The organism is Pantoea sp. CCBC3-3-1 (assembly GCF_007981265.1).
Classification (GTDB): Bacteria; Pseudomonadota; Gammaproteobacteria; order Enterobacterales; family Enterobacteriaceae; genus Erwinia.
Map to the genome: position 1 here is coordinate 260322 of NZ_CP034363.1, position 13523 is coordinate 273844.

Genomic DNA, 13523 nt, shown 5'->3' on the forward strand with positions numbered 1-13523 from the left:
AAGGCGGGAGTGGGAAGGGATTCAGTGTTATGTAACCTTAATCGGCAAGCTGAAAATGTCTCAGGCCTGCTGCCTTTTACCTGTTCAAAAGTTGTGCCAGTATGGTCTGCTGGCATTGTGCCGCTGGGTGACGTTGAAGGGGCGAGAGTGAGTAACAGAACAGAAGCGCTGCATCAGCAGCTGGCGAAACGCATCATGGTGCTGGATGGCGGCATGGGCACGATGATTCAACGCTATCGTCTGTCCGAAAAAGATTTTCGCGGTGAACGGTTTGCCGACTGGCAGAGCGATCTGCAAGGAAATAATGACCTGCTGGTACTCACTCGCCCGGATGTGATTGGCGATATCCATAATGCCTATCTGGACGCTGGCGCGGATATTCTGGAAACCAACACCTTTAACGCCACTCCTGTCGCGATGGCGGATTACCATATGGCATCGCTGTCGGCAGAGATTAACTACACAGCTGCCAGGCTGGCGCGAAGCTGTGCTGATGAATGGACGGCCCGCACGCCGGATAAACCACGCTATGTCGCAGGGGTATTAGGCCCAACGAACCGCACCTGTTCTATTTCACCAGATGTGAACGATCCTGCTTTTCGTAATATCACCTTTAATCAGCTGGTAGAAGCCTATCGCGAATCCACGCGCGCGCTGATAGAGGGCGGATCCGATCTCATTATGATCGAAACGGTTTTCGACACGCTGAATGCAAAAGCGGCGATTTTTGCTGTGCAAAGCGAGTTCGAGGCGCTGGGCATCACGTTGCCGCTGATGATTTCCGGCACCATCACCGATGCCTCGGGGCGGACACTCTCCGGGCAAACTACCGAGGCCTTCTACAACTCGCTGCGTCATGCGCAACCGTTATCGTTTGGCCTTAACTGCGCGCTGGGCCCTGATGAGCTACGTCAGTATGTCGCCGAGCTATCCCGTATTGCCGAGAGTTACGTCACCGCGCATCCCAACGCGGGTTTGCCAAATGCCTTCGGTGAATACGATCTTGATGCGCAGATCATGGCTGAGCAGATCGGCGAATGGGCGCAGTCGGGCTTTCTGAATATTGTCGGTGGCTGCTGCGGCACCACGCCGGTGCATATTGCTGCGATGGTAAAAGCAGTCGACGGCATTGCGCCGCGTCAATTACCGACGCTGCCTGTCGCCTGCCGTCTTTCTGGTCTGGAGCCGCTGAATATCAGCGCCGAATCGCTGTTTGTTAACGTCGGCGAACGGACTAACGTTACCGGTTCGGCAAAATTTAAGCGATTAATCAAAGAAGAAAAGTATAACGAGGCGCTTGATGTTGCCTTACAGCAGGTGGCCAGCGGCGCGCAGATCATCGACATCAATATGGATGAGGGAATGCTTGATGCTGAAGCGGCGATGGTACGTTTTCTCAATCTGATTGCTGGCGAACCTGATATTGCTCGCGTGCCGATTATGATCGACTCCTCAAAATGGGAGGTGATCGAAAAAGGGCTGCAATGCATTCAGGGTAAAGGCATCGTTAACTCCATTTCAATGAAAGAGGGCGTGGAAGCATTCAGGAATCATGCCCGTCTTGTCCGCCGTTATGGTGCGGCAATGGTAGTGATGGCTTTTGACGAACTCGGCCAGGCAGACACTCGCGAACGTAAAATCGAAATCTGTCGTCGAGCTTATAAGATCCTGACTGAAGAGGTGGGTTTCCCGCCGGAAGACATCATCTTCGATCCAAATATTTTTGCCGTCGCTACCGGTATCGAAGAACACAATAACTATGCAATGGATTTTATCGGTGCTTGTGAAGACATTAAACGCGAGCTGCCGTATGCGATGATTTCCGGTGGCGTCTCCAACGTCTCGTTCTCCTTTCGCGGCAACGATCCGGTGCGCGAAGCGATTCATGCCGTCTTTCTCTATTACGCTATTCGTAACGGCATGGATATGGGTATCGTCAACGCGGGCCAGCTGGCTATTTATGACGATCTGGCACCCGAGCTGCGTGATGCGGTGGAAGATGTGGTGCTCAACCGGCGAACTGACGGCACGGAACGGCTGCTGGATCTGGCCGAAAAGTATCGTGGCAGCAAAGCCGATGATGACAGCACCAAACCGCAGGCCGAATGGCGCAGTTGGGAAGTGGGGAAGCGTCTGGAGTATTCGCTGGTCAAAGGCATTACCGAATTTATCGAAGACGATACCGAAGCGGCTCGTCAAAAGGCCAGCCGTCCTATCGAAGTGATAGAAGGGCCGCTGATGGCCGGTATGAACGTGGTCGGCGACCTGTTTGGTGAAGGGAAAATGTTTCTGCCGCAGGTGGTTAAATCGGCCCGGGTGATGAAACAGGCGGTGGCTTATCTGGAACCTTACATCGAAGCGAGTAAAGAAAAAGGCAGCACCAACGGCAAGATCGTGCTGGCAACGGTTAAGGGTGATGTGCATGACATCGGCAAAAACATCGTTGGCGTGGTGCTGCAATGTAATAATTACGAAATCATAGATTTGGGCGTGATGGTGCCCAGCGATAAAATCCTCAAAACGGCCAAAGAGCACAACGCGGATATTATTGGCCTTTCCGGCCTGATCACCCCGTCGCTGGATGAAATGGTCAACGTGGCGAAAGAGATGGAACGCCAGGGTTTTACCCTACCGTTGTTAATCGGTGGCGCGACAACCTCGAAAGCGCATACGGCGGTCAAAATAGAGCAGAACTACAGCGGCCCGACGGTGTATGTGCAAAACGCCTCGCGCACGGTAGGCGTGGTCTCTGCGTTACTTTCTGCTACTCAGCATGACGATTTTGTCGCCCGAACACGCAAAGAATATGACACGGTACGCATTCAGCACGCCCGTAAAAAGCCGCGTACGCCGCCGGTCAGTTTGCAGGTAGCCAGGGAAAATGAACTGTCGCTGGATTGGGAAAACTATACGCCGCCGGTGCCGCACAGGCTGGGCATAAGCGAAGTAAGCGCTAACATCGAAACGCTGCGTAACTACATAGACTGGACGCCATTCTTTATGACCTGGTCGCTGGCGGGGAAATATCCGCGCATTCTTGAAGATGACGTTGTTGGGGAAGAAGCGAAGCGCTTATTCGCCGATGCCAACGCGATGCTGGATCAGCTGAGTGCCCAGCAATCTCTTAATCCGCGCGGCGTGGTAGGGATTTTCCCGGCTAACCGCGTAGGTGATGACATCGAAATCTATCAGGACGAGTCGCGTACCCAGGTATTGCAAGTGAGTCATCACTTACGCCAGCAGACAGAGAAGAAGGACTTTGCCAATTATTGTCTGGCTGATTTTGTAGCGCCAAAGCGCAGCGGAAAAGCCGATTATATCGGGGCATTTGCCGTCACTGGCGGGCTGGAAGAAGATGCGCTGGCTGAGGCCTGGGATGCCCAACATGATGATTACAATAAAATCATGGTCAAAGCGCTGGCCGATCGCCTGGCAGAAGGCTTTGCCGAATATCTTCATGAACGGGTGCGTAAAGTTATCTGGGGCTTCGCCGCGACGGAGAACCTCAGTAATGAAGAGCTGATTCGCGAAAATTACCAGGGTATCCGCCCGGCACCTGGCTATCCGGCCTGCCCTGAACATACCGAAAAAGCCACTATCTGGCAGCTGCTGGATGTGGAGCGTCATACCGGCATGAAGCTGACGGAATCCTTCGCTATGTGGCCAGGCGCAGCCGTATCGGGTTGGTATTTCAGCCATCCTGACAGCAAATATTTTGCCGTCGCTCAAATACAGCGCGATCAGATTGAGGATTACGCCCGCCGTAAAGGCATGCTGGTCACCGATGTTGAACGCTGGCTGGCACCGAATTTAGGGTACGACGCGGACTAATTCCGCAGGTAGCAGCAAAGTATGACGCTGATAAAAAAGCTTTTTCGATAAAGCGGCTAAACTTAACCGTGCCAGGGCAGGATCCTTGCTTTGGCACTCTGTTGTTAAGAAGCGAAGAGGTCAATACTGGTGCTAACCCTGCTTAATTTACTTTCCGCCATCGCGCTACTGGTTTGGGGCACGCACATTGTCCGGACCGGGATTATGCGTGTGTACGGCGCCGATTTACGTCGTGTGCTCAGCCGCAGCGTGGCAAAAAAACCCATGGCATTTGTTGCCGGCATTGGTGTTACCGCACTGGTGCAAAGCAGCAATGCCACTACTTTGCTGGTGACTTCTTTTGTCGCCCAGGAGCTGGTAGGGCTTACGCCCGCACTGGTGATTATTCTTGGTGCCGATGTCGGCACGGCACTGATGGCCCGCCTGCTGACGTTCGATCTTTCCTGGCTTTCTCCTCTTTTCATCTTCTTTGGCGTGGTGTTCTTCCTCGGCCGTAAACAAACGCGGGCGGGGCAGCTTGGCCGAACGAGTATCGGTTTAGGGCTGATTCTGCTGGCGCTCCAGCTGATTGTGGCAGCGGCCACGCCAATTACCCACGCGGCAGGCGTGAAAGTTCTGTTCTCCTCGCTGACGGGCGACGTTTTGCTGGACGCCTTAATCGGTGCCGTGTTCGCCATCATCAGCTATTCCAGCCTTGCCGCAGTGCTGATTACCGCCACGCTTACCGCAACTGCGGTTATCTCGTTCAAAGTGGCGCTGTGTCTGGTTATTGGCGCGAATCTGGGAAGTGGTCTGCTGGCGATGCTCAATAACAGCACTTCTAACGCGGCCGGTAAACGAGTGGCGCTGGGCAGCCTGCTGTTTAAATTTATCGGTTCACTCATCGTCCTGCCTTTTATTGATGTGCTGGCGGAGTGGTTGCAAAAACTGCCGGTAAATGATGAAGAGTTGGTGATCTTCTTCCATGTTTTCTACAACCTGATCCGCTGCCTGATTATGGTGCCTTTTGCCGGAGCAATGGCCGGCCTGTGTCAGCGACTGATTGGGGAAGACGCGGAAACGGAGCTTCGTCTTAAGCCTAAGCATCTGGATACCAGCGCGCTTGATACGCCTGCACTGGCGCTGGCGAATGCCTCGCGGGAAACTTTGCGGCTGGGAGATGTGCTGGAGCAGATGTTGGCAACGTTCAGCAAAGTCGTGGGCGGTGAACTGCGCGAAGAACGGGAAATCCGTAAGCTGGATGACGATGCCGACGTCCTTTATACGGCGCTCAAACTCTATCTGGCGCAAATGCCGAAGGAAGATTTGCCGGAAGAAGATTCCCGCCGCTGGGCGGAAATTATTGAGATGGCGCTTAACCTGGAAATGGCGGGCGATATCCTTGAGCGTATGAGCGCTGACGTTGCAGACAAGTCGTTAACTGCTCGCCGCGCCTTTTCTGTTGAAGGTCTGAATGAATTAAATGCGTTACTGGAGCAGCTCACCGCTAACCTGCGCCTGAGCCTCTCGGTATTCCTCTCTCGCGATATCACCAGCGCTAAGCGACTTCGCCGCGCCAAGCACCGTTTCCGCATTACTAATCGTCGCTATTCACACAAACACGTCGATCGCCTGCATCAGCAAAATGTGCAGAGCATCGAAACCAGTTCTCTGCACTTAGGCCTGCTGGGGGATATGAAGCGTCTGAACTCGCTGTTTTGCGCCGTTGCTTACAGCGTGCTGGAACAGCCTGATGATGAGCGCGATGAGGAGTAGACGGGCGACGGCTGGTGTTATAGTGCTGGTGGGAGGAACATGGGCCATCCAGAAAGAGGCAAAAAGCGGCGGCCCAGCCAGCTCGACACGGGCCGTCCATGGCCCGTGTTCCTCCTGCTTTAGGGAGTGAGCCGCCCTGGCATTAAGTGAGAGAAGAAGGAGCAGAGAGAAACTATTTCTTGTCGATTGGCTTGCCGGACCAGTAGCCTGCCAGCAGCGAACCCGACAAATTATGCCAGACTGAGAACAGCGCGCCCGGCAGTGCGGCCAGCGGTGAAAAATAGAGTTTTCCTAACGTTGCTGCCAGGCCTGAATTCTGCATGCCCACTTCCAGTGCCAGCGTACGGCAGGTTGACTCATCAAAGCCAAACAGCTTGCCGCCCCAGTAGCCACCGAGCAGCCCAATTGCGTTATGCATAATAACCGCCGCAATCACCATCAGACCTACCGAGCCGATAAAGCCCTGGCTGCCCGCAACGACGGCGCTGATAATGAGCAGAATACAGACCATCGAAAACGCAGGCAGCCAGGGCTCCACGCGCCTGACCACGCTGTTCATTGTATGGTGAACAATCAGGCCGATGCTGATTGGCACCACGACGATTTTCACAATGCTTAACAGCATGCCGACCACATCAACCTGAATATGGGTATCCACATAGAGTTTGGTGAGCAACGGCGTGGCGAAAACGCCCACCAGTGCGGAGACGGAAGAGATGGTAACTGAAAGCGCCACGTCGCCTTTTGCGAGGTAAATCATCACGTTCGATGCCGTTCCGCTGGCAACGCTGCCCACCAGAATCATGCCCGCGGATAAATCGGGCGGCATATGGAACAGTTTAGCCAGCAGCCATGCCGCCAGCGGCATCACCAGATAGTGCAGAAACGTCCCGGCAATGACCGGGGCCGGACGCGTCAGCACCCGTTTAAAATCGTTGATATTCAGCGTTACGCCCATGCCAAACATAATGAGCATGAGCAGATAGGTTACCCAGGGACCAATGCCTAAAAACGTTTCAGGCGTGTAATAAGCGGCGACAGAGAGCAGGACTGCCCACAGCGGGAACAGACGAGTAACAGTGGCAAGCATAGCCAGACTTCCTTTTGATGTTGTGTCGATTTTATGCGTGAGGCCGGATGTTTTGCCCGGAACGGGGGAAAAACAGGCGTTGAATCATAACACTATTGCAAAAGAATAAGGCGGGTGGAAGGGAGATTGCGGGTTAACATTTAACCCGCACGGCACAACGATTACGCTTTACTTGCCAGCAGGCCCCGGTAGATCAAACCGCCTGCAATACCCCCCACGATGGGCAGCAACCAGAACATCCACAGCTGATCCAACGCCCATCCACCCTGGAAAATGGCGACGGCGGTGCTGCGAGCCGGGTTGACTGAAGTGTTAGTTACCGGAATGCTGATCAAATGAATCAGCGTTAGCGCCAGGCCAATGGCAATCGGCGCAAAACCTGCGGGCGCACGTTTATCGGTCGCACCCATAATCACAATCAGGAAGATCGCGGTGAGCACGCCTTCGGTAATCATACCGGACAGCAGTGAAAAGCCGCCTGGTGAATGCTCACCGTAGCCATTTGAAGCGAAACCGCTGGCTACGGCGTCGAAAGAAGCCTGACCGCTGGCGATGAGATAAAGCACGCCTGCCGCGACAATACCGCCAATAACCTGAGCCACGATATAACCTGCCACCCGCGAGCCGGGAAAACGTCCGCCCGCCCACAGGCCAAACGTGACGGCAGGATTAAAATGGCCACCTGAAATATGGCCAACGGCAAAAGCCATCACCAATACGGTTAAGCCAAACGCCAGTGCCACACCGGCGAAGCCAATTCCCAATTCAGGAAAGGCTGCGGCTAATACTGCGCTGCCACATCCTCCGAGCACCAGAACAAACGTCCCCAGTACCTCTGCCATATACTTACGCATTTACTCTATCCTCGTTTATTTGATTTAACGCCGCAATTATCCCTGGTGAATCCAACCGGAAAATCAACGAGCGAGAGAATATGCGGACAGCACGGGTTTAAGCCTGATTAATGCAGAGTAAATTGCGTTAGATCAATTAAGTAACGGCGGTCAAATGAGGTTGTGGCAGGTCAGCACCGCGCCGATCGTGGTGCAGAAAAAACAAAACCCCACGCCGAAGCGCGGGGTTAGTTGTTACTCACAAACCTGGAAAGGTCGGCCGCAGCGGCTACTCGAACAGATTTCGGTGCAATGCCCGTACGACCTGCTCGGCATCGTTGCCCGGCACCAGGAAGCACAGGTTGTAGCTGCTGGCACCGTAACAAATCAGACGCAGATTGAAAGGCTCAAGCACGCCAAAGACCTCTTTACCGACGCCACAAGCCTGCGACAGCTTGTTGCCAATCAATGCCACCAGCGCCAGGTTTTCTTCCACTTCCACCCGGCACAGCGAGGAAAGTTCGGTCAGCAACGCCTGAGTCAGTAAACTGTCACCGGTCGAGGTCGATCCTGTGGTATCCAGCGTCAGCGCGATGCTCACTTCTGAAGTGGTAATCAGGTCAACGGAAATGTTATGGCGAGCCAAAATGGTGAACACTTCCACCAGGAAACCACGTGCATGCAACATGTTGAGGCTGTGCAGCGTGAGCAGCGTTTGTCGGCGGCGTAATGCCAGCGCGCGGAATAGCGGCGGATTCTGTGTTTCATTGCAGACGCGCGTACCGCCGGCGGCAGGATCTTTACTTGAACCGACAAAAACCGGGATATCGCTACGAACCGCAGGCAACAAGGTTGCTGGATGCAGGACTTTGGCACCGAAAGTCGCCATCTCAGCCGCTTCTTCAAAGGTAATTTCGTCGATGCGTTTTGCGGTTGGCACCACGCGAGGATCGGTAGTGTAAATGCCCGGCACATCGGTCCAGATATCAATGCGGCTGGCATGCAGCGCTTCGCCCAGCAGCGCCGCGGTATAGTCGCTGCCACCGCGTCCCAACGTCGTGGTGCGTCCTTTGGCTTCGCTACCAATAAAGCCCTGAGTGACAATCAGCGCGTCGGCAAGGCGTGGGGCGAGCTGAGCCTGGGTTAGCTCAGAGAGCAGACTGACATCCGGCTCGGCGCGGCCAAAGCGATCGTTAGTCCGTAAAACTTTACGCACGTCAAACCACTGGGCATTGACGCTACGCTGGCGCAGGATTTCAACGAACAGCAGGCTGGACATCAGCTCGCCGTGGCTAACCAGCTCATCCGTCAGCGCGGTTGACGTCGCGAGTGCGGCGGCTTCGGACAACATCGTAATGTTCTCCATCACGCGGTCGACTTCTTCACGGATGACGTCCGGCTGTGAGAGCCGATCGACAATCGCGTACTGAATCCGGCGGATCTCATCCAGCAGGTAAGCGCGCTGCTCCTGCTCCTGACCTTCAGCCAGAGAAACAAGCAGGTTGGTAACGCCCGCAGAAGCGGAGAGCACCACCAGACGCGTGTTCGGATCGGACAGCACCACGTCGGCGCTTCGGTTCATGGCAGTAAAATCGGCAACGCTGGTGCCGCCAAATTTCGCCACGATCAATGATTGGGACATAGACTTGACATACCTCGTGTCAGGTTAAATTCTATCAGCCTTGGCACAAGGGAAGAGCGGAAACGGGGCATACGTAGAAAGGGGCTTACTACGAGTCACCCAGAAGCGCCCCACCTTGCATACCTGCTTACTTAACGCCGCATGGGTTGGCCAGGTTAATGCACTGGAATCGCTCACAATAAGCCGATTGAAATGCCTTAACGTGCCGCCCGCGTACAGCGTCAATTAATCTGGTAGGGATCGTTCGATTAGCGAACGAGCCTGGTGACAACCCAGAGGATTCAGCCCCTGTAGCCGATACGCACCATCCGCATGGTTTGTACCTCGGCGTCGCACCCCATGGTGTGTTTTCTCGGGATTCGGTTCCTCCAACACACTGCCTGGGCGACGCGCCTCTTCTGGCCTGCGCATCAGATGCGCAGCTAGCCGCCCAGAAATACCGGGTTATTGCTTCGCTGTCAATCCCCGGTCTTTGAGGATTCTTCACTTTGCACCAGCGCAATAACCGTGCAGGGCAGTTTGGGCGGCTTACCATCATGCACTTTCAGCTTGCCCTGCGCATCCTGTACAAAAAGCAGTACCGCCGTCTGGTTCTTTTCCAGGTATTCCTGCCAGCCGAAGTTTTCGCTCAGTCCGGTGGCTTTAATGACGCCGCCTTTTGCCAGCAGGCTACTGAGGCGGGCATAGGTTGATTCCTGACTGAATAACACTTCATGACGGCGGAAGCGTGGGCTTTCGCTGTCGCGGCGGCCTCGCAGCGTGGCACCTGAGCGAACAGCCGCCACGTTGTCGTTACCGAAAATATGGCTGAAGTGATAAACGGCCAAAGCATTCTGATGACGATTCGGCGAGAGGGCAAGAACCTGTGCGGTTTCGCTGAGATCGAGGAAGTTCTCCGCATGATCTGACCAGGCGTTGCCATAATAGGCCGGAATGCCTTCCATTCTTGCCAGACGGTAATATTCCCAGCTGCTGTCGGTCACCAGCACCGGCAAATCCAATTTTTGCAGTGCGGCGGCCAAGGCACGAGCGACGCTGTTGGCACCAATAATCAGAATGCCGCGAGGCTCACGTTGCTGCACACGCAGCACACGCGCTAAAAATGCGCTGGTCAGGCTTTGCAACACCACGGTGCCGATAATCACCGCAAATACCACCGTTACCAGCTTACTGGCGCCCTCATATCCGGTCTTTTCCAGCGTCAGAGCAAACAGCGAGCTAACCGCCGCCGCGACAATACCGCGAGGAGAAATCCAGCTCAGTAACAGTTTATCGCGCCACGACAGCTGCGATCCCCAGGTGGAAAACAGGATACAAAGCGGGCGGGCGATAAACTGCACCACCAGCAGCAGGCCGACCAATGGCCACCCCATCGCCAGCAGTGCGTTGAGGTCCAGTCTGGCAGCCAGAATGATAAACAGCGCGGAGATCAACAGTGCCGATAGCTCTTCTTTAAAGGCAATAATCTCATTCAAATCGACATCATGCATGTTAGCCAGCCAGATGCCCATTACCGTAACGGTTAACAGGCCCGACTCGTCTGCGATGGCGTTGGACACGCCGAAAGCGGTTAGCATCACGGCCAGTACCGCGAAATTTTGCAGATAGCCGGGCAGCCAGACGCGTTTTAAAGCCAGGCCCATCAGCCAGCCAAACAGCACGCCGCCAATGGCGCCAACCACCACGGTCAGGCCAAACGTCCAGAACAGATGCGCCAGCGACTCCGCTTTTTGCTGTAGCACAATGAATTCAAAGACCAGCAGCGTAAAAATAGCGCCCACCGGATCGATAACGATACCTTCCCAGCGCAGGATTTGGTTAATGGCTTTATTGGGGCGCACCACGCGCATCAGCGGCGCAATCACCGTCGGCCCGGTAACGACCGTCACGGCACCGACCAGCGCCGCCAGTTCAGGCGGAAAGTTGAGCAGCAGCCAGCAGGTTATGCCAATCGCCAGAAAAGTGACCAGCATGCCGATCGTCACCAGATTACGTACAACCTTGCCCAGGCCACGGATTTCATCGAAGCGCAGCGTTAACGCGCCCTCGAACAGAATAATCGCCACCGACAGCGAAACGAGAGGGAACAACAGCGCCCCGAACAGCGCATCCGGCTGCAAAACATGTCCGACCGGCCCCAGGAGAATGCCGAAAACCAGCAGCGGCAAAATTGCGGGCAGACGCAGCAACCAGGCCAGCCACTGGGCTACCAGCGAACTTAATCCAATGATAACCAACAGGAGTGGGGCAGAAAGCACCATAAAAATTTTTCCTTTAAAGGGCAAGAATAGTCATACTGAAACGCATCGGGCATCGTCCCGCCGCCTGAATTATAAATAGCCCCGGGCAAAAGGGAGGAAAACTTCTCTCCCGATAGCTGTCACCTGTTGCAGGAAAAGGCGAGCGGCAAGCAGGTAACAGGTAACATGGCGTCCGGTCTGATTTACGGTTCTTAAATAAAAAAGAGTGTGTTGCTATGAAAAATATCAATCCGACACAAACCGCTGCCTGGCAAGCGTTGCAGCAGCATTTTGAAGAGATGAAAGAGGTACAAATCGCCGATCTGTTCGCCAAAGATGGCAACCGTTTCGCGAATTTTTCTGCCACCTTCGACGATCTGATGCTGGTGGACTTCTCTAAAAACCGCATTACCAGTGAAACGCTGGCGAAGCTCCAGGACCTGGCAAAAGAAACCGATCTACAGGGCGCCATCAAGTCCATGTTCTCTGGCGAGAAAATTAACCGCACCGAAGATCGCGCCGTACTGCACGTCGCGCTGCGTAACCGTAGCAATACGCCAATCAAGGTGGACGGCAAAGACGTTATGCCGGAAGTGAATGCGGTACTGGAGAAGATGAAATCTTTCTCTGAGCGCATTATTAGCGGTGAATGGAAAGGCTATACCGGCAAGCCGATTACCGACGTGGTCAATATCGGTATCGGCGGCTCGGATCTGGGTCCGTTCATGGTCACAGAGGCGCTGCGTCCGTATAAAAACCACCTTAATATGCATTTCGTCTCCAACGTTGACGGCACGCACATTGCGGAAACGGTAAAAGATCTTAACCCGGAAACCACGCTGTTCCTGGTGGCGTCAAAAACCTTCACCACCCAGGAAACCATGACCAACGCCCACAGCGCGCGCGACTGGTTCCTGAAAGCGGCAGGCGATGAGCAACACGTCGCGAAGCACTTTGCCGCACTCTCTACCAATGCTAAAGCAGTCGGTGAATTTGGTATTGATACGGCGAATATGTTCGAGTTTTGGGACTGGGTTGGCGGGCGTTACTCGCTCTGGTCAGCGATCGGTCTGTCGATCATTCTGTCCATCGGCTTTGATAATTTCGAAAAGCTGTTAAGCGGCGCGCACGCCATGGACAACCACTTCTCAACCACGCCTGCCGAGCAGAACCTGCCGGTGATTCTGGCGCTGATTGGAATCTGGTATAACAATTTCTTCGGTGCGGAAACCGAAGCGATCCTGCCTTACGATCAGTACATGCACCGCTTTGCCGCTTATTTCCAGCAGGGCAACATGGAATCGAACGGCAAATATGTCGATCGCAACGGCAATCCTGTTTCCTACGAAACGGGCCCGATTATCTGGGGCGAGCCGGGTACCAACGGTCAGCATGCTTTCTACCAGCTGATCCATCAGGGCACCAAACTGGTTCCGTGTGATTTCATTGCGCCAGCGAACAGCCATAACAAGCTGGGCGATCATCACGCCAAGCTGCTGTCGAACTTCTTTGCTCAGACCGAAGCGCTGGCGTTTGGTAAGTCTCGCGAAACCGTTGAAAAAGAGTTTGCCGATGCGGGCCAGGAAGCGAAGGCCGTTGAGCATATCGTTCCGTTTAAAGTGTTCGAAGGCAACCGTCCAACCAACTCTATTCTGCTGCGCGACATCACGCCGTTCAGTCTGGGCGCGTTGATTGCGCTGTATGAACACAAGATCTTTACTCAGGGCGTGATTCTTAACATCTTCACCTTCGATCAGTGGGGCGTAGAGTTAGGTAAACAGCTGGCTAACCGTATTCTGCCTGAGCTATCCGGCAGCGAGCAGGTCAGCAGCCACGACAGCTCAACTAACGGATTGATTAATCTCTATAAAAACTGGCGCGGTTAATGCGGTATTTAGCATAGGCTAATTCTCAGTTTACGGGGCCGGAGGCAACATCTCCGGCCTTGCTGTTTTTTATGCCGTGCGTTTTAAAACAACAATCAGATCCACCTTTAACTATTTTTGGTCCTGATTGACAGAAATACCCTTCCTGCTTTTAGGCGCATCAGGCGCGGTGCCAGCCCGAAGAAAGCACAAAAACGCATTTCCTTTACCACCATTCATTGCTGAAATGGCAAGGCAGGGGTTAAG

Annotated in this window: 7 protein-coding genes and 1 riboswitch; of the genes, 3 read left to right on the forward strand and 4 right to left on the reverse strand. The window is 54.2% G+C overall.

Annotated elements, in window-relative coordinates; all coding sequences use genetic code 11:
- Positions 1 to 195 precede the first annotated feature (195 nt).
- Both metH and EHV07_RS01035 read left to right on the forward strand, forming a co-directional pair.
- Positions 196 to 3831, forward strand: coding sequence for a methionine synthase (gene metH, locus EHV07_RS01030; protein ID WP_371419675.1), 3636 nt, complete (start codon positions 196 to 198; stop codon positions 3829 to 3831).
- 129 nt (positions 3832 to 3960) lie between these two features.
- Positions 3961 to 5586, forward strand: coding sequence for a Na/Pi cotransporter family protein (locus tag EHV07_RS01035; RefSeq protein ID WP_147194017.1), 1626 nt, complete (start codon positions 3961 to 3963; stop codon positions 5584 to 5586).
- A gap of 172 nt (positions 5587 to 5758) precedes the next feature.
- On the opposite strand, the gene panS is transcribed toward EHV07_RS01035, so the two are convergent.
- The 4 genes from panS to EHV07_RS01055 form a co-directional block, all read right to left on the reverse strand.
- Positions 5759 to 6676, reverse strand: a complete 918-nt coding sequence (panS, locus tag EHV07_RS01040) for a ketopantoate/pantoate/pantothenate transporter PanS (protein ID WP_147194019.1) — start codon at positions 6674 to 6676, stop codon at positions 5759 to 5761.
- A 161-nt stretch (positions 6677 to 6837) separates the two neighbouring features.
- On the reverse strand, positions 6838 to 7530 hold the full coding sequence (gene aqpZ / locus EHV07_RS01045) for an aquaporin Z (RefSeq protein WP_147194021.1): 693 nt from the start codon (positions 7528 to 7530) through the stop codon (positions 6838 to 6840).
- Between the two features lie 268 nt (positions 7531 to 7798).
- Entirely contained in the window at positions 7799 to 9151 is a 1353-nt protein-coding gene (lysC, locus tag EHV07_RS01050) for a lysine-sensitive aspartokinase 3 (protein WP_147194022.1), read from the reverse strand.
- Between the two features lie 95 nt (positions 9152 to 9246).
- A riboswitch (Lysine riboswitch) is annotated at positions 9247 to 9557 on the reverse strand.
- 52 nt (positions 9558 to 9609) lie between these two features.
- A complete protein-coding gene (locus EHV07_RS01055) occupies positions 9610 to 11412 on the reverse strand; it encodes a sodium:proton antiporter (protein ID WP_147194024.1) in 1803 nt (600 codons plus the stop codon).
- Between the two features lie 215 nt (positions 11413 to 11627).
- Between EHV07_RS01055 and pgi the strand changes: the two genes are divergently transcribed.
- Complete coding sequence (pgi, locus tag EHV07_RS01060) at positions 11628 to 13277, forward strand: glucose-6-phosphate isomerase (protein WP_147194026.1); 1650 nt, start codon at positions 11628 to 11630, stop codon at positions 13275 to 13277.
- The last annotated feature ends 246 nt before the right edge of the window (positions 13278 to 13523 follow it).